The 16,140-nt window shown below is 73.7% G+C and carries 17 protein-coding genes and 1 pseudogene; 9 read left to right on the forward strand and 9 right to left on the reverse strand.

All coding sequences use genetic code 11. The annotated features are described in order from the left end of the window. Positions 1–56 precede the first annotated feature (56 nt). Complete coding sequence (locus ABZX11_RS31730; protein ID WP_354919842.1) at positions 57–473, forward strand: hypothetical protein; 417 nt, start codon at positions 57–59, stop codon at positions 471–473. Positions 474–713: 240 nt separating this feature from the next. After that, complete coding sequence (locus tag ABZX11_RS31735) at positions 714–1,235, forward strand: CGNR zinc finger domain-containing protein (protein WP_354919845.1); 522 nt, start codon at positions 714–716, stop codon at positions 1,233–1,235. Positions 1,236–1,238: 3 nt separating this feature from the next. Here the strand turns inward: ABZX11_RS31735 and ABZX11_RS31740 are convergent, their stop codons facing one another. From ABZX11_RS31740 to merB, 5 genes are read right to left on the reverse strand one after another with little or no spacing between them, the layout of a single operon-like run. Next, on the reverse strand, positions 1,239–2,018 hold the full coding sequence (locus tag ABZX11_RS31740; RefSeq protein WP_354919848.1) for an LLM class F420-dependent oxidoreductase: 780 nt from the start codon (positions 2,016–2,018) through the stop codon (positions 1,239–1,241). Continuing rightward, on the reverse strand, positions 2,015–2,941 hold the full coding sequence (locus tag ABZX11_RS31745) for a phytoene/squalene synthase family protein (RefSeq protein WP_176175845.1): 927 nt from the start codon (positions 2,939–2,941) through the stop codon (positions 2,015–2,017). The genes ABZX11_RS31740 and ABZX11_RS31745 overlap by 4 nt, the downstream gene beginning before the upstream one ends. Then, positions 2,938–4,410 (reverse strand): phytoene desaturase family protein, encoded by a 1,473-nt coding sequence (gene crtI / locus ABZX11_RS31750; RefSeq protein ID WP_176175846.1) that lies wholly within the window; start codon positions 4,408–4,410, stop codon positions 2,938–2,940. Before crtI ends, ABZX11_RS31745 begins: the two co-directional genes overlap by 4 nt. A 1-nt stretch (position 4,411) precedes the next feature. After that, on the reverse strand, positions 4,412–5,503 hold the full coding sequence (locus ABZX11_RS31755) for a polyprenyl synthetase family protein (protein WP_176175847.1): 1,092 nt from the start codon (positions 5,501–5,503) through the stop codon (positions 4,412–4,414). Positions 5,504–5,563: 60 nt separating this feature from the next. Beyond that, positions 5,564–6,253 (reverse strand): organomercurial lyase, encoded by a 690-nt coding sequence (gene merB / locus ABZX11_RS31760; RefSeq protein WP_354919853.1) that lies wholly within the window; start codon positions 6,251–6,253, stop codon positions 5,564–5,566. A 49-nt stretch (positions 6,254–6,302) separates the two neighbouring features. Here merB and ABZX11_RS31765 point away from each other — a divergent pair, with 49 nt between their 5' ends. From ABZX11_RS31765 to ABZX11_RS31775, 3 genes are all read left to right on the forward strand, one after another. After that, positions 6,303–7,187 (forward strand): methylenetetrahydrofolate reductase, encoded by an 885-nt coding sequence (locus ABZX11_RS31765; protein ID WP_354919856.1) that lies wholly within the window; start codon positions 6,303–6,305, stop codon positions 7,185–7,187. Positions 7,188–7,229: 42 nt separating this feature from the next. Further along, the gene (locus ABZX11_RS31770; protein ID WP_354919859.1) at positions 7,230–8,912 is read left to right on the forward strand and encodes a DUF885 domain-containing protein; all 1,683 of its coding nucleotides are present in this window, start codon (positions 7,230–7,232) and stop codon (positions 8,910–8,912) included. Positions 8,913–9,133: 221 nt separating this feature from the next. Continuing rightward, a complete protein-coding gene (locus tag ABZX11_RS31775) occupies positions 9,134–10,000 on the forward strand; it encodes an EamA family transporter (RefSeq protein WP_354919862.1) in 867 nt (288 codons plus the stop codon). Positions 10,001–10,019: 19 nt separating this feature from the next. Here ABZX11_RS31775 and ABZX11_RS31780 read toward each other — a convergent pair whose 3' ends face one another. Together ABZX11_RS31780 and ABZX11_RS31785 are read right to left on the reverse strand one after the other, a co-directional pair. After that, positions 10,020–10,592, reverse strand: coding sequence for a GNAT family N-acetyltransferase (locus ABZX11_RS31780; RefSeq protein ID WP_176175852.1), 573 nt, complete (start codon positions 10,590–10,592; stop codon positions 10,020–10,022). Next, entirely contained in the window at positions 10,589–11,101 is a 513-nt protein-coding gene (locus ABZX11_RS31785; RefSeq protein WP_176175853.1) for a YbaK/EbsC family protein, read from the reverse strand. Before ABZX11_RS31785 ends, ABZX11_RS31780 begins: the two co-directional genes overlap by 4 nt. A gap of 928 nt (positions 11,102–12,029) precedes the next feature. Here ABZX11_RS31785 and ABZX11_RS31790 point away from each other — a divergent pair. The 4 genes from ABZX11_RS31790 to ABZX11_RS31805 all read left to right on the forward strand — a co-directional run bounded on the left by ABZX11_RS31790 (position 12,030) and on the right by ABZX11_RS31805 (position 15,209). Further along, positions 12,030–12,443, forward strand: coding sequence for an SAV_6107 family HEPN domain-containing protein (locus ABZX11_RS31790; RefSeq protein ID WP_176175854.1), 414 nt, complete (start codon positions 12,030–12,032; stop codon positions 12,441–12,443). After that, on the forward strand, positions 12,433–13,203 hold the full coding sequence (locus ABZX11_RS31795) for a maleylpyruvate isomerase family mycothiol-dependent enzyme (RefSeq protein WP_176175855.1): 771 nt from the start codon (positions 12,433–12,435) through the stop codon (positions 13,201–13,203). The genes ABZX11_RS31790 and ABZX11_RS31795 overlap by 11 nt, the downstream gene beginning before the upstream one ends. Before the next feature lie 58 nt (positions 13,204–13,261). Continuing rightward, positions 13,262–13,993: a VOC family protein gene (locus tag ABZX11_RS31800; RefSeq protein WP_354919868.1), complete on the forward strand. Its 732-nt coding sequence runs from the start codon at positions 13,262–13,264 to the stop codon at positions 13,991–13,993. 154 nt (positions 13,994–14,147) lie between these two features. Beyond that, positions 14,148–15,209, forward strand: a complete 1,062-nt coding sequence (locus ABZX11_RS31805; RefSeq protein WP_176178260.1) for a GNAT family N-acetyltransferase — start codon at positions 14,148–14,150, stop codon at positions 15,207–15,209. A gap of 3 nt (positions 15,210–15,212) precedes the next feature. Here ABZX11_RS31805 and def read toward each other — a convergent pair whose 3' ends face one another. Together def and ABZX11_RS31815 are read right to left on the reverse strand one after the other, a co-directional pair. Beyond that, on the reverse strand, positions 15,213–15,713 hold the full coding sequence (def, locus tag ABZX11_RS31810; protein WP_176175857.1) for a peptide deformylase: 501 nt from the start codon (positions 15,711–15,713) through the stop codon (positions 15,213–15,215). Positions 15,714–15,919: 206 nt separating this feature from the next. Next, positions 15,920–16,003: pseudogene (locus ABZX11_RS31815) on the reverse strand (2Fe-2S iron-sulfur cluster-binding protein); the annotation flags it as partial. Between the last annotated feature and the right edge of the window lie 137 nt (positions 16,004–16,140).

Below are 16,140 nucleotides of genomic sequence, written 5' to 3' on the forward strand. Positions count from 1 at the left end.
GCGCGCCGTCCGCCGGGCCGCGCAGGTGCGCCGCGCCCAGCAGCGGGTAACACACGGTGACCATCCCGATGCCCGCGCACGAGATCGTCGAGGCGACGGTCGCCCGCCGCAACGGCACGTTGCGGACCAGGACACCGAAGCCGTCCCGGAGGCGGCTCTTCCGCGGTGACCGCTTCGGCAGGAACCACGCCACCGGGATCGCCGCGGCGACCAGGCCGACGGCGGCTACGAGCCCGGCCGGCCCGCCGAGGAGCCCGGCGAGCCCGGGCCCGGTGAGGGCGGCGGCGGTGAAGGTCATGGCGTCGAACCGGCTGGCGGCCGGCAGCGCGGGCCCGGCGACCGCGGGCAGCTGCGCGGTCCACCCGCCGGCGATGGCGGGGTTGAGCAGGCCGGTCACCACCGCCACGGCGACGACAGCGGTCAGTGGCAGGTGCCCGAAGGTGACGCTGACCAGCGCGATCCCGCCCGCGTAGCCGCCGAGCGCGACCGCGAGCAGCCGTCCCGGACGCGCACTGCGGTCCAGCAGCGCGCCGAACACCGGCCCGCCCGCGGCGGCGGCCGCGGTCAGCCCGGCGAGCAATGCCGCACCGGCGTGCGGGCCGGCGGTCATCCCGAGCAGCAGCAGCGCGGGACCGGACAGCTCGTCGCCGGTCCGGGCGAGCGTGGCGCCGACCAGGTAACGTCTTATCACCGGCAAGACGTTACAGTGGGGCATGGCTTTTCCGCACCGGGATTCCGTGCAGCGCGCGGTGGATCTGCTGGGTGTTCTGCTGGCCCCGTCCCCGGAGCCGGCCGTGGTGGCGCAGGTCCTGCGTGCTCACGGCGAACCGGACGTCTCGCTCTCTTCGAGCGACGTGTCGGAACTGCGTGCGGCAGCGCGTGAGCTGCGCGAAGTCTTCGCAGCGCGTGACGCCGCTTCGGCGGCTTCAGTGCTCAACGGGCTGTTCGCTGCGTACGCCGGCCCGCCGCGCCTGACGGACCACGAGGACGGCTACGGCTGGCACCTGCACATCGACAGCGCCGACGACGGGCCGTGGGGCGCCTGGCTGGTGACGTCCTCGGCGCTGGGCCTGGCGTCGCTCCTGGCGGAGCGCCAGGGGCCACCGGGAGGGCTGTGCGCGTCACCGGCGTGCGGGAAGCCCTTCGCCCACACGGGTGGCGGGAGCCCGCGGCGGTACTGCTCGCCCCGGTGCGCGACGCGCGAACGCGTCGCCGCGCACCGGGCGCGCGGGTGAAGCTCAGCCCTGGGTCTTGTCGCGCCAGGCGATCCAGGACTTCAGCGCGTCGAGGTCGTAGTCCGGGCCGCCCACGCCGACCGTGAACGTCGTGACGCCCAGCCCGAGCAGCTTCGGGCCCAGCTCGTCCGGCTCGCCCTGGACACCGCACGAGCGCTCGATCTCGGCCGGGTCGCGGCCGACGTCCGCGCAGTGCTGGTCGAGGATCTTGACCTTGCGCTCGACGACCTCCGGGTCGCCGAAGCCGTGCCAGATGTCGGCGTGCTTGGCGACGAGCTTGAGCGTCTTCTTCTCGCCGCCGCCCCCGATCAGCACCGGGATCTTGCGGGTCGGCGCCGGGTTCAGCTTGCCGAGCCTGCTCTCGATCCGGGGGAGGGACTCGGCGAGGTCGTCGAGGCGGCCGCCCGCGGTGCCGAACTCGTAGCCGTACTCGTCGTAGTCCTTTTCGAACCAGCCGGAGCCGATGCCGAGGATGAGCCGGCCACCGGAGATGTGGTCGACCGTCCGCGCCATGTCGGCGAGCAGCTCGGGGTTGCGGTAGCTGTTGCAGGTGACGAGCGCACCGATCTCCACCCGGGACGTCGACTCCGCCCACGCGCCGAGCATGGTCCAGCACTCGAAGTGCTTGCCGTCGGGATCGCCGTAGAGCGGGTAGAAGTGGTCCCAGTTGAAGACGATGTCGGCCCCGAGGTCCTCGGCGGCCGACGCGGTGCGCCGGATGGAGTCGTAGTCGGCGTGCTGCGGCTGGAGCTGCAGGCCGATCCGGATGCGTCGTTCGGTCATGATCGCAGCCTACGACCGCCTCCGAGCGTCTCGCGCGTCCAGACGGTGGCCAAGGGTGGTAGTGCGACCACCAGCCTGCGCCACTTCGGGACCACTGCTCGCCGCGTCAGGATGTCGTAGTCCGAAGCCACGATCTCGTCCAGGATTCCCTCGTACAACGTCAACGCCGTCCGCACGCACGGGCGCGATTCGGGACGCAGCAACGCCACACCCGCTTCGGCCCGCCGGTACACCGCCCGCGTCCGCGCGACGAAGTACGCCAGGGCCGCCCGGATCCGTGGGTCGGGCCGCCGGGCCTCGAGCAGTTCGCGGGTGACGCCGAAGGCGGCCAGTTCCGAGGTCGGCAGGTACAGCCGCCCGCGGTCGAGGTCCTCGCCGACGTCGCGCAGGAAGTTCGTCAGCTGGAGCGCCTCCCCGAGCGCGACGGCTCCCGGCGAAGCGTCGGCCGGCGGGCCGACCGTGCCGAACACCGGCAGCATCTGCAGCCCGATCACCGCGGCCGAGCCGTACATGTATTCGCCCAGTTCGGCGAACGTCCGGTATTCGACCGGTGCGAGGTCCATCCGCATGGACTTCAGGAACGCGTCGAACAGCTCCCGCGAGAGGCCGTACCGCCGCACGGTGTCGGCGAGGGCCACCAGCACCGGTTCGCCCGGGTCGCCGCCGGAGAAGACGACGTCCACCATGGCGCCGACCCGGTCCAGGGCAGCCGCCGGGTCGCTGCCCGGCGCCGGGTTGTCGACCAGCTCGTCGGCCATCCGCGCGAAGCCGTACAACGTGTGCGCCGCCGGCCGCGCCCGGGCCGGGAGCAGGCGCGTCGCCAGGAAGAACGTGCGGCCGTAGTGGGCGTTGATACGGCGGCACTCGGTGTACGCGGCCCGCAACGACGGCCCGTGGATGCCGGCGGCGTCGAGTTCGTTCACCGGCCGGTGATCCGTTCCGCCGCGAGCCGTCCGGAGATCAGCACCGGCGGGATGCCGACGCCCGGTGTCGTGCCGCAGCCGGCCAGCACGACGTTGCCCGCCGCGCGGACCAGGTTCGCCGGGCGGAACGGGCCCGTCTGGGTGAACGTGTGCGCCAGCGAGAACGGCGTCCCGGCCGTCAGCCCGCGCGCCGCCCAGTCCGCCGGGGTGATCGTCTCGTCGACGGTGAACTCCTCGCCGAACCCGGTCAGGCCGCGCGCTTCGAGCGTGCGGAGCAGCTCTTCGCGGTAGGGCCCGCGGACGCGGTCCCAGTCGATCGGGCCGCGGCGCAGGTTCGGCGCGGGCGCGAGCACCGAGACGATCTCGCCGCCGCGGCCGGCCAGCCCCGGGTCGGTCGCCGTCGGGCGGGTGACCAGCAGCGACGGGTCGCTCATCAGCTTGCCCTCGCGGATGATCTCGGTGAACGTCCGCTCCCAGGCCGCGCCGAAGAAGATCGTGTGGTGCCCGAGGTCCCACTTTTCGGTGGTCCGCCCGTGCAGGACCACGGCGGACGGCGAATAGCGCAGCGGCACCGGCCGCCGAGGCCGTGCGCCGAGGAGCCGGTAGGCCGTCCCCAGCTCGGTGGCCAGCACGACGGCGTCGCAGGCGATCCGCTCGCCCGAGCGCGTCCGGACCGCGCGCACCCGCGAATGCACCCGTTCGAGCCACGCGGCTTCGGTCCCGAACCGCACGTCCGCGCCCGCCCGCGCGGCCGCGCCGGTCATCGCCCGGCCGATCTCGCCCATCCCGCCTTCGGGGTAGTAGACGCCGCCGACGGTGTCCATGTACGCGATCACGCCGTACGCGCCGATCGCGCGCGCCGGGTCGAGCCCGGCGTACAGCGACTGGAAGGTGAACAGCCGCCGGACCCGCTCGTCGAGCAGGTAGCGGCCGACGCGCGGGCCGAGCCTGCCGAAACCGCCCAGCGCGCCGAGACGGGCCAGCTCGGGACGGGCCAAGTCGAACGGCGAATCGAAGTTGGCCCCGATGAACCGGTCCTTCTGGGCCGCGTACAGCTCGGTCAGCCAGCGCCGCAGCGCCCGGTAACCCACCGCTTCGCGGGCGCCGGCGAAGGCGCGGATCTCGGCCTCCATCGCGTCGCCGTCGGTGTGCAGCGCCAGCGTGCTGCCGTCGGCGAACCGCGCCCGGTACGCCGGGTCGAGCCGGGTCAGGCGCAGGTTCTTGGCCAGCGGCTCGCCGACCGCGGCGAACGCCTCTTCGAGCAGCTCCGGCATGGTGAGCACGCTCGCGCCGGTGTCGACCGCGTTGCCGTCGAAGCTCTGCTGCCCGGCCCGCCCGCCCGGGACGTCCGCCTGCTCCAGCAGCGTGACCCGCCGTCCGGCGCCGAGCAGGTGCAGCGTCGCCGAAAGCCCCGCCAGCCCCGCGCCGATGACGACGACGTGGTCGGCCGGCCCGTCGATCCGCCGCACGTCAGTACGTCCGCTGGGTGGCCTTGACGACCAGCCCGGTCAGCGCGGCAGGCGCCGGCTCGGCCAGGTGCGCGCGGTCGAGTGCGGCCATCGCCGCCGTCGTCAGCTCGTCGATCCGGCGCTCGACCGCGTCGACCGCGCCGACCTGCTGCAACGCCATCCGGACGGTCTCGACGCCCTCGTCGGTCAGGTCCGTGTCGCCGATCGCGTCCGCGATGACCGTGGCCGCGGCCCGCTCGCCCTTCTCGGCCGCGAGCTGCAGGCCGAGCGCGGCGAGCAGGGTGCGCTTGCCCTCGCGCAGGTCGTCGCCGGCGGGCTTGCCGGTGACCGACGGGTCGCCGAACACGCCCAGCAGGTCGTCGCGCAGCTGGAAGGCGACCCCGACCTCGCCGCCGAACTCCAGCAGCGTGGCGATCAGTTCCGGGGACGCGCCGCCGAGCGCGGCACCCAGGTGCAGCGGGCGCTGGACGGTGTAGGCGGCGGTCTTGAGCCGGTCGATCTTGAGCGCGGCCTCGACGGAGGCGTCCCCGGTGGCCTGCGTGCGGACGTCGAGGTACTGCCCGGCGAGCACTTCCGTGCGCATCGCGCGCCAGGCCGGGCGGGCCGCGGCGAGCGTCCCGGCCGGCAGGGGAGCGTCGGCGAACATGTCGTCCGCCCAGGCCAGCGCCAGGTCGCCGACCAGCACCGCGGTGGCCAGGCCGAACGACGCCGGCGAGCCGAGCCAGCCGCGGTCGGCGTGCAGCTTCGCGCTCGCGATGTGCACGGTCGGGTTGCCGCGGCGGGAGTCGGAGGAGTCGATGAGGTCGTCGTGGATCAGCGCGCACGCCTGGATCAGCTCCAGGCTGGACACCGCCTGCAGCACCCCCTCGGCGTCCGGACCCGCCGGGTCGCCGCCCGCGCCGCGCCAGCCCCACCAGGCGAACGTCGGGCGCAAGCGCTTGCCGCCACCGAGCACGAACCCGCGCAGCGCGTCGATCCCGGCGGCGACGGTCGGCTCGGTCCCCAGGATTTCGGCGCTCGCCCGCTCGAGGAACCCGGCCAGCGCGCGCTCGACGTGGGCGGGCAGGTCACTGTCGGCGACGGGCGCGTTCATCCCGCCATCCTCGCGGAACCCGCGCGGGTCCGGCCCGCCGGGTCACCCCGATGTGGCGAATCAGACTCCCGCGGTGGCCGCCCAGAACGGACCGGAGAGGCCGGCTTCGGCGAAGTAGGCGACGGCGTCGTGCGGTTCGCGCCGCCGGTAGCCGCGCTCCAGCCGGCCCGCGTACCAGCCGCGCGCGAGCCGCCACAGGGTGACCAGGTCGAGCACGGACCCCTTGGCCCGCCCGGTTTCCGCCAGCCAGGCGTCCACACAGGACTCGCAGCAGAACAGGCGCTGGTTCGCGCACGTGTGCAGCACGTCGTCCCACATCCGCGCGGCGGGGACCAGGAAGTGCGCCACCTGGCTGCCTTCGGGCGGCGTGGACCGGTCCACCACCAGCGCGTGCGGCTGCCCGCAGCCGGGGCAGCGGGTCGCCACCAGCACCTCCGGCTCGGTGTCGACCAGGTGCGGGATGGCGAACGAATCCCACGCGCAGCCGCCCCACCACAGCGTGTGCGAACCCATCACGGAGAAGCCGAGCGACTTCGCGGCGAAGGGGTGGGCCAGGACGACGTGCTCCCACTCGTCGAGCACCAGGTGGTGGGCGTCGGCCAGCCGGTGCAGGGCCTGCTTGGCGACGGCCAGCGACCCGCCGGCGGCGTCGGCCAGCTCGGGCGCGGACGGCGCGCGGCCGCGGTCGGCGAAGGCGCGGTAGACGGCGAGGCGCACGTCCTCGTCCCAGCTGGCGTCGTCGTACCTCATCGCTCACTCCTGTATCGAGTCTAAAGCCGTGGCCCTTAACATTCGAGGTATGACGTCGGTGATCGAGCGGTTGCGCGGAGACGGGCCGAAGTTCTCCATCGAGTTCTTCCCACCCCGGGACATGGCGGACGAGGCCGTCCTCTGGAAGGCGATCCGGGAGCTCGAGCCGTACGACCCGGCGTACATGTCGATCACCTACGGGGCCGGCGGCTCCAGCCGCGACGGCACGGTCCGCAGCATCGCCCGCGTCGCGACCGAGACGACGCTGGTGCCGATGGCGCACCTCACCGCGGTCAACCACTCCGTCGCCGAGCTGCGGAACGTGATCGGCTGGTACGCCTCGGTCGGCGTCCGCAACATCCTCGCGCTGCGCGGCGACCCGCCGGGCGACGTCTACGGCGAGTGGATCCCCCACCCGGAGGGCCTCACCTACGCCGAAGAGCTGGTGCAGCTGGTCCGTGAGCTGGGCGACTTCTGCGTCGGCGTCTCGGCCTACACCTACGGCCACCCGCGCTCGGCCGACCTGGAGTCGGACACGAAGTACCTGGTCCGCAAGCTGCGCGCGGGCGCGGACTTCGCGATCGCGCAGCTGTTCCACGACCCCGAGGACTTCCTGCGGCTGCGCGACCGGGTCGCCGCGACCGGCTGCGACGTCCCGGTGCTGCCGGGCGTCATGCCGCTGACCACCATGCGGACCCTGCAGACGACGATCAAGCTGTCCGGCGCACCGGCACCCCGGAAGGTCCTGGACCGCCTCGAACCGCTGGCCGACGACCCCAAGGCGTTCCGCGCGGCGGGCATCGACGTCACCACCGAGCTGTGCGAGAAGCTGATCGCCGAGGGCGTGCCGAACCTGCACTTCTACACGTTCAACCGCTCGAAGGCGACGCGCGAGGTGATCGCCCGGCTGGGCCTCGTCCCGGCCCGTGCCTGAGTACGTACCACCGGGTGCAAGTGGCCCGGTAGCGTGCGGCGCATGGCTTCTACTGCTTCCGAAGGCGTGCACGAAATCTGTGACCGCTACGTCGACGACTACGTGGCCGCGGACCCGGTCGCGGCGACCGTCCACGGCGTCGCCGGCCACGACCACCGGCTGACCGACTACTCGGCGGCGGGCTTCGCCGAGCGCGCCGGGCTGGCCGCGCGGGCGCACGCCGCCGTCACCGCCGCCGAGCCACGTGACGCCGCCGAGCGCGCCGCCAAGGCCGTGTTCACCGAGCGCGTCGGCCTGGAGCTGGAGATCCACGAGGCCGGCCTGGACGTGGCGAGCCTCAACGTCATCTCCAGCCCGGTGCACGAACTGCGGATGGCGTTCGACCTGATGCCCCTGGACACCGAGCAGGACTGGGCGACCCTCTCGGCCCGGATCGCCGAGGTCCCGCAGGCGCTGGCGAACGTCCGCAGCGGCCTGCTCTCGGCGGCCGACGCGGGGCACGTCTCAGCGCTGCGGCAGGTCGCGAAGGTCGCGGAGCAGTGCGAGACGTGGGCGGGCATGAAGGACGAGACGGGCTTCTTCACCCAGCTCGTCGCGCCTTCGCCGGGTTCGGCGCTGACGGCCGACCTCGGGCACCGCGCGCGGGCCGCGGAGGAGGCGTTCGCGGAGTTCGCCGGCTTCCTGCGGGCCGAACTGGCGCCGAAGGCCCCGGTCAAGGACGCCGTCGGCGAGGACGTCTACCGCCTGTGGTCGCGGTACTTCGTCGGCGCGGCACTGGACCTGCGGGAGGCCTACGAGTGGGGCTGGGCGGAGTTCGCCCGGATCGAGGCCGAGATGCGCGCGGTGGCCGGCCGGATCAAGCCGGGCGCGTCGCCGGCCGAGGCGGCGGCGGCACTGGACGCGGACCCGCGCTACCGCGTGCGGGGGCGCGCGCAGTTCGAGGCGTGGATGCAGCGCCTGTCCGACGACGCGCTGGAATTCCTGCGCGGCAAGCACTTCGAGATTTCCGACCGGGTGATGGCCCTGGAGTGCAAGATCGCCCCGCCGGGTGGCGGCGTGGGCGCGTACTACACGGGCCCGAGCGAGGATTTCACCCGTCCGGGGCGCATGTGGTGGTCCCTGCCGTCGGGCCGGGACGAGTTCAGCACCTGGCGCGAGACGAGCACGGTGTACCACGAGGGAGCGCCGGGCCACCACCTCCAGATCGCGACGGCGGTGGACCAGTCGGCCGGCCTGAACAAGTACCAGCGGCTGGTGGCGTTCACCTCCGGGCACGCGGAGGGCTGGGCCCTGTACGCGGAGCGCCTGATGGAGGAGCTGGGCTACCTGTCCGACGACGGCGACCTGCTGGGGATGCTGTCGGAGCAGCTGTTCCGCGCGGCCCGCGTGGTGGTGGACCTGGGCATGCACCTGGAGCTGCCGATCCCGGCCGGAACGGGCTTCCACGAGGGTGCCCGCTGGACGCCGGAGCTGGGCCTGGAGTTCATGCTGACCCGCACGATCACCGACCAGGCCCACGTCCGCGACGAGATCGACCGCTACCTGGGCTGGCCGGGCCAGGCCCCGGCGTACAAGATCGGCGAGCGCCTCTGGCTGGCGGCCCGCGCGGAGGCCCAGGCCCGCGCCGGAGCGGCGTTCGACATCAAGAGGTTCCACACGGAGGCACTGAAGCTCGGCGGGATGGGGCTGGACACGCTGCGGGAGCAGCTGGCCACCCTCGACTGACGGAGAGGTGGGCGGGGTCACCGGAAATCCGGTGGCCCCGCTTCGCGTCTCCCGGCTAGGTTCCGTTCGTGCGCCGGATCCTCTTCGTCACCCCACCGCCCCGCGGCTGAGCGGGGTGGTCCCTCGCCGCGTGGTCCTCGGGACCCGCGGCTGATTCGTGGTGCGCACTCACCCCGCGCTCGTCGAACTCCCTTTCCTTCGACGCAGACGCAGGAGCGTTCATGTCCCTCGCCCTACCCACGCGCGCCCGCTCGTCGGCCGCGCTGGTCCTCGCCGGTGTCCTCTGGGGCACCGGTGGCCTCGCCGGCTCGCTGCTCGCCCGGCGGGCCGGCCTCCACCCGATCGCCGTCGCCGACTACCGGCTGCTCGTCGGCGGTGCCGTCGCGGTCGTCCTCCTGAAACGCCGCGGCCTCCCGCGCACCCCCGAAGCGGCGAAACGCGTCCTCGCCGTCGGCGGGTTGTTCGCGCTCTTCCAGGCGAGCTACTTCGCCGCCGTCGCGCTCAGTTCGGTCAGCGTCGCGACCATGACCACCATCGGCGCCGCGCCGGTCATGGTCACCCTCGCGTCGGTGCGGAAACTCCGGCGCTGGACCCTGGTCTCCGTGACGGGCACCCTCGCCGGCCTGGTGCTGCTCCAGTGGTCGCCGGGCGAGGCGTTCTCGTTCGGCGGCCTCGGCTTCGCCCTCCTCGCCGCGGCCGGCTTCGCGACCCTGACCCTGGTCACCGCGAGGCCGGTCGAAGGCCTGGATCCGCTGTCGACGACGGCGTTCGGCTGCCTCACCGGCGGCCTGCTGCTGCTCCCGGTGGCGGGCTGGTCCGGCATGGCGATCCCGCTGCACGCGGACGTCCTGGCGATCATCTGCTACCTCGGCGCGATCCCGACCGCACTCGCGTACGCCGCGTACCTGCGCGGCCTGGCCGACGCGCACCCCGTGCTCGGCTCGCTGTCGGCGGTGCTCGAGCCGCTGACGGCCGCGGTGCTGTCCGCCGCGCTGCTCGGTGAACGGCTGGGCGTGACGGCGTGGTGCGGCGCCGCCGTGCTGGTCGCGGCGCTGGTCGTCGGCTACTGGCGGCCCGAGCCGCGCTGAGGGCTCCCCGCCCCTCGGCTCAGCGCGGGTCGAGGGGCAGGGCCCGGCCCAGGATCGCGAACGGCCGCGGGTCGCCGGCGAAGTGGTAGTCACGCAGGACGTCGACGAAGCCGGTGCGGCGGTAGAGCTTCCAGGCCCGGCTCGTGCCCTCCGGCGTCGACAGCAGCACGTTCGCGCTCGGGACGCCTTCCAGCAGGCTGCGCAGCAGGTCCTCGCCGATCTGGTGGCCCTGGTTCTCCGGCCGGACGTGGATCTCGGTCAGCTCGAAGTAGTCCGCCAGCCAGCGGTCGGCCTCGGCGGCGCCGGACCGGCGGCTCAGGCCGTGGCGCACCTGCTCGTGCCACCACTGCCCGGCCCGGCCGCGGTAGCCGTAGGCCACGCCGAGCAGGACGTCGTCGGCGTCGAGCGCGGCCATGCAGCGCCAGCCCTCGCGCAGCGCGTGGGTGAGCCACATCGGCGCACGCTGCTCGGCGGTGCCCGCCGGGTACCGCATCGCCCGGACGTAGATGTCGAGCGCTTCGGGCAGGCGGGCGCGGAACTCCTCCGCGGAGAGCTGGACGTACCGGGAGCAGCCGGCGGGCATCGCGGTCACGGCTGTCCATCTTCCTCCGCGCCGCCGAGCGCGCCCGGGGTGCCCCCGGTCAAGGCCACCAGGTCGGCGAACGTCGTCGGGTAGACGGCCTTCGGGTGCCCGGCGGCGGCCCAGACGACGGCGTGCTCGCGCAGGGCGGTGTCGACCAGCGTCGGCAGCGGCGACGGGTGCCCGGTGGGCGCGACGCCGCCGATCGGCTGCCCGGTGTGCGCCCGCACGAAATCGGCGTCGGCCTTGCCGATTCCGCCCCCGGCCAGTCGCTCGAGGGTGGCCGGATCGGCGCGGTGGGCGCCCGAGGTGAGGGCGAGGAGCGCTTTTTTGTCGGACCCCAGGCGGAAGATGAGGCTGTTGGCGATGGCCCCGACGGGCACGCCGAGTGCTTCGGCCGCCTGAGCGGCGGTCCGGACCTCGGCGGGCAGGACACGGATGCCCTCGGCGGCGCCGCGCTGCCCGGCCTCGGCCAGCGCGGCCGCCACCTTGGCGACGGCGGGGTGCTCCAGCGAACTCATGAACCTATGAGATCACGCCACCGACCTGGTGTCCCGCACCACGCCCGCCCGGGGTTGAGCGGGCACCGGGTCCGGGGTTACTCTGGAAATCGTTCGAACAGGCGTTCGACATTCGGTGAGCGCGCACCGGTCAGGTGCCCGGCTCACCCGCGCAGGAGGGAGGGTCGCCATGTCCGTCAAGGTCGTGTCCCCCACGGATCCCGGGCAGCCGGAGCTGCCCATGTCGCTGCGCCCGCAACCGGCCCCGGCCGGTGACCGGCGCGGGCGGTCCAGGCAGTGCTTGACCCCGGGGGCAGAGCCCCGGCAGCGCCCGTCGGCGGCGGATTCGCGGCAGCCTCAGCTGCCGATCTCCTTGTGCACGTCGGCTTCGGCTTCGGGAGAGCTACCGACGGCGATTCCCGAGCAGGCGCGTTCGGCGCGGGCTGCGGATCCCGGGCAGTTGGAGCTGCCGGACTCGGGGGAGTCCCGGCAGCCGGTGGCGCCGTCCGCTGCCCGGCCGATGGGCGCCCGCCGCTCTGAGCCGGTGGCTTCGGCGCAGCCCGGTTCGGTGGGTGCCGACGGTGCCGGTCGGCGTGAGTCGGTCGCTCCGTCTTCGCCGCAGGTGCGTGCCGGAGGAGAAGCTGTTCGTCCTGCGGTCGCGGGTTCCGGGCAGCTCGAGCTGTCGGGCGCGGGGGAGCCCCGGCAGCCGGTCGCGCCGTCTGCTGCCCGGCAGGCGGGCGCCAACCGGCCTGAGCCGGCGGCTTCGCCGCAGGCTGAGCCGGTCGCTCCGGTGGAATCGCCGCAGGTCGGGCAGCCTGTCGAGCCGTCGTCCGTGGCTGCCGATGCGGCCGGCCGGCCGGCTCCGGAGGCTCCTGTCGTCGCCGGACCGCCCGAACTCCCCCCGTCGCTCCGCCCGCCCGGCGCCGACTCCGACCAGTCCCAGCTCCCGATGGCGCTGCGCCCGCCCGCGTCTCCGGCCGCCGCCGGGTTGCTGGCGCAGGCTCGGCGGGGGCTGGCCGAGGCCACCCAGGAACCCCGGCCCGCCGAACGCTTCATCGGCGCCTACCTCGCCGCGCTGCGGGGGGCCGCTGCCGTTCTCGCCGCTCGGGGGCGGCCGCACCGGGGGCGGGCGCGGCCCGCCAGCACCTGGGACCTGCTCGACTCCGTCGCCCCGGAGCTGCGGGAGTGGTCCGCCTTCTTCGCCAGCAACTCCGCCACGCGCGCCGCCGCGCAGGCCGGGATCACCGGGAAAGTCACCGCCGAGTCCGCTGCCGGGCTGGTCGGGGCGGCCACGCCGTTCCTCGAACTCGTCCGCCGGCTCGTGCACGGCCTGCCGATCACCGGGGAAGCCCATGTCGCGTGAGCACGGCCCGGTCGACCAGGGGCGGCTGCTCACGGCGTTGGGAATCGAAGGCAGGCTGCTGGCCGAAGCCGTCCGCGCGGCGCCGACCGAAGCGCCGGTGCCGGCCTGTCCCGGCTGGTCGCTCGGCGAGGTCGCCCGGCACGTCGGCAGCCTCTACCGGATGGTCCGGCGCCGGCTGACCGACGGCCGGAGCCCGGACGACTGGCCGCGCGACCCGGAACCCGGCCAGAGCCTGCAGGAGTTCCTGGAAGCCGGCCTGTCCGAACTGCTCGACGAGCTCGCCGCGCACGACCCGGCGGACCGCGCCGACACCTGGTGGCCGGCGGACCGGACCTACGGCTTCTGGCGACGGCGGATGCTGCACGAAACGGTCGTCCACCGGGTGGACGTCGAGCAGGCGGCCGGCGCCGAGCCGCGCGGCGTGCCCGAGGACGTCGCGATCGACGGCATCGACGAGGTGCTCACCCTGTGGTTCGGCCAGAAGCTGCCGATGCTCGGCCTGACGGGCACGAAGGCGGGCTCGGTCGGCGTCCGGGCCGGCGCGCACAGCTGGATCGCGCGGGCCGGTCCGGCCACCACGGAAGCCTGGCGCTGCTCGGCCGAGGAGGCCGAAGCCGCGGACGACGTCGTCACGGCCGCCAAGCCCGAGCTCATCTACCTGTGGCTCTGGGGCCGCGCGTCCCTGACCGCGGTGACCGTGCGAGGCGTGCACGACCAGGCGGCCCAGCTCTGGGCGCTGCTGCGGCTCGCAACCCGATGACCCGGCCGGTGGGGAAGCCGAACCGGAACTGTCGGGGGTGGCGGTTAGCCTGCGGCGCATGAGCACGCGCCTGGTGAACCTGGTGATCGACGCGGCGCGCCCGGAAGTCCTGGCGGACTTCTGGGCGGCGCTGCTCGGCTGGTACGTCGCGGTCGAGGAGGCCGACGAGATCGACGTCCGCGCGCCGGAGAGCGACGGCTGGGACCTGGACCTCGTCTTCGTGCCGGTCCCCGAACCCAAGGAGGTCAAGAACCGCGTTCACCTGGACCTGGCGAGCAGGACACCGGAGCACCAGGCCGAGCTGGTGGCGCGTGCCCTGGAGCTGGGCGCGCGCCGGGCCGACCTCGGGCAGGGTGACGTGCCGTGGGTGGTGCTCGCGGACCCGGAAGGCAACGAGTTCTGCCTCCTCGAGCCCCGCGAGCGGTACGGCGACACCGGCGCGGTGGCGTCGATCGTGGTCGACGCGCACGACCCGGAGCTCCTCGCGGGCTTCTGGACGCGGATCACCGGCCGGCCGATCGAGTTCCGCGAGGGCGAGGTCCTGGTGGGGCTGCGCGCGCCGTCCGGCCGCGGGCCGTGGCTGGAGTTCCTGCGCAACGACGACGTCAAGCAGGTCAAGAACCGCGTGCACCTCGACGTCGCGCCCCCGGCGGAAGCCGACCACGCCGCGGTCGTGCAGGAGGTCATCGCGGGTGGTGCGGCGCCGGTGGACCTGGGCGGTCCGAAGCTGCCGTGGCGGGTGCTGACCGATCCGGAAGGCAACGAGTTCTGCGTGCTGACCCCGCGCTGACCGGCTCACCCGCGCGGACACCGCATCCGGCGCCCGCGCGGAGTGTTTCGGCGGCGTTGCCGCAGCGCGTCGAACGCTGACCTGCGCGAAACACCGGCGTCCTGGGGAGGCAACAACCCCGGGGGACCGTGGGGGCATGGAGACCTCCGAAGCGTTGCCCCAGCCGGGCCGGACGGCCGCCGTCGAGGAGCCGGCGGCGCCGTCGGCGTGGCGGGTGCGGATCCGGATGCACGACCACCCGGGCACCCTCGCCCGCATCGCCATCCGGCTCGCCGACCTCGAGTGCAACATCCTCGGCCTGTCCGTGCTGCCGGTGCCCGGCGGCGTGCTCGACGAGATCGTGCTGCGCCCGGCGACCGGCCTGCCCCGGCGGCACCTGGTCGACGCCATCCGCGCCGAGGGCTGCGAGTGCACGGCGATCATCGACGCCGACGTCCACGAGCTCGTCGACCCGTCGGCGTCGACCCTGCTCGCGGCGCGTCGAGCGATCGACGACCCGGCCCGCCTGGCCGACGTGCTCAAGGAGGTGCTGGCCGCGGACGTCGTCACGCTCGTCCCGGCCGCCGAAGCGAACCCGGCGCGCACCGAGAGCGGGCACCGGGCGGTGTTCACGCTGGCCGGCGACAGCGCGCTGGTGGCGCGCCGCCAGTGGGCGCCGTTCGTGCAGCTGGAGCTGACTCGCGCCGAATCGCTGGTGACGCTGCTCGCCGCGGCGTCCCGCAACGTGGCAGGCCCGGTGGTCCTCGACCGCCCGGACGGCGCGGCGATCGTCCTGCGCAAGGGCGTCCCCGGCGACGCCGACGCGGTGGCCGAACTGCACCGCCGTTGCTCGATGGCGACGCTGTTCCGCCGCTACCACACGGGAGTGCGCACGGTCCCGCGCCGCCGCCTCCACCGGCTGCTGGTGCCGCCGCGCGGCACGAGCGTGCTCGCCGTCTTCGGCCGCGAGGTGATCGGCCTGGCCCAGCTCATCCCGATGCTCACGGGCGGCGCGGAGATCTCCCTCCTGGTGGAGGACGACTGGCAGCGCCAGGGCATCGGAACGGCCCTGCTGGCGCGGCTCGCGGTGCTGGCGGAGGCCCAGGGCATCACGGAGCTGACGGCGGACTGCCTGGCGGGCGACGACATCCTGCCCCGGACGGCCGCCAGAGCCGGCCTGCGCACGGAACGCAGCATCGACGACGGCGCCCGGCTCAGGATGTTCCTGCCGGCCTGAGCGTCAGCGCTTCCAGAACCAGTCCTTGTCGCGCGCCTCGCGCAGGGCGGTCTTCTTGCGCTCGGCGGTGAGCCGGTCGAGGTAGAGGATGCCGTCGAGGTGATCGGTTTCGTGCTGCAGGCATTGCGCGAGCACGTCTTCGCCTTCGACCTCGATCGGCTCGTTGTGGACGTCGACGCCGCGGACTTTCGCGTGCTTCGCCCGCTTGGTGGGGAACCACAGTTCCGGCACCGACAGGCAGCCTTCGTTGATCTCGTGCGTTTCCTCGGACAGCTCGACGATCTCGGGGTTGACGACATACCCGGTCAGCCCGGCAACGTCATAGCTGAAAACGCGAAGCCCGACGCCGATCTGCGGTGCGGCCAGCCCGGCGCGCCCGGCGGGCTTGACGGAGTCGACCAGGTCCCGCACGAGCGCTTCGAGCTTCTCGTCGAACACGGTGACCGGATCGCAGGCGGACTTGAGGATCGGGTCGCCGAAATAGCGCAGTTCGCGCATCGCCATGAGCAGAACATCCTTCGTGCGTGTCGGACTGGCAGCTTAGGGCAGCCGGGAAGGCCGTTGCGCGGTAATCACCGACCCGGCCCAGCCGGATCCGGACGAACCGGCACCGCGGTGAATCGGTGCGGTCGAGGCGGGGTTCTCCGGCGCCGGGGTTGCGAGTGGTCCCGTGGTTCGGGGCGTAGCGGCGCGCCCGGCGGCCGACCGATCTGTGGCGGCGCCGGTGAGGCCAGGAGGTCGATCGACTGCACGATCATGCCGGGGGTGCAGAACCCGCACTGCAGCGCGTGGTGCGCGGCGCTGCGGAGATGGTCCTCCGGTACCGCGGTTGCGGGCTAGGGCGTGTCTGACAAAAGTTTCGGCTGGCGGCTGGGATGCTCCGAGGTGTGTCGCGGTTTCAGTTGCTCTCGGATGATCAGTGGGCGTTGAT

This window comes from Amycolatopsis sp. NPDC004169 (assembly GCF_040610315.1).
Taxonomy (GTDB): domain Bacteria; phylum Actinomycetota; class Actinomycetes; order Mycobacteriales; family Pseudonocardiaceae; genus Amycolatopsis.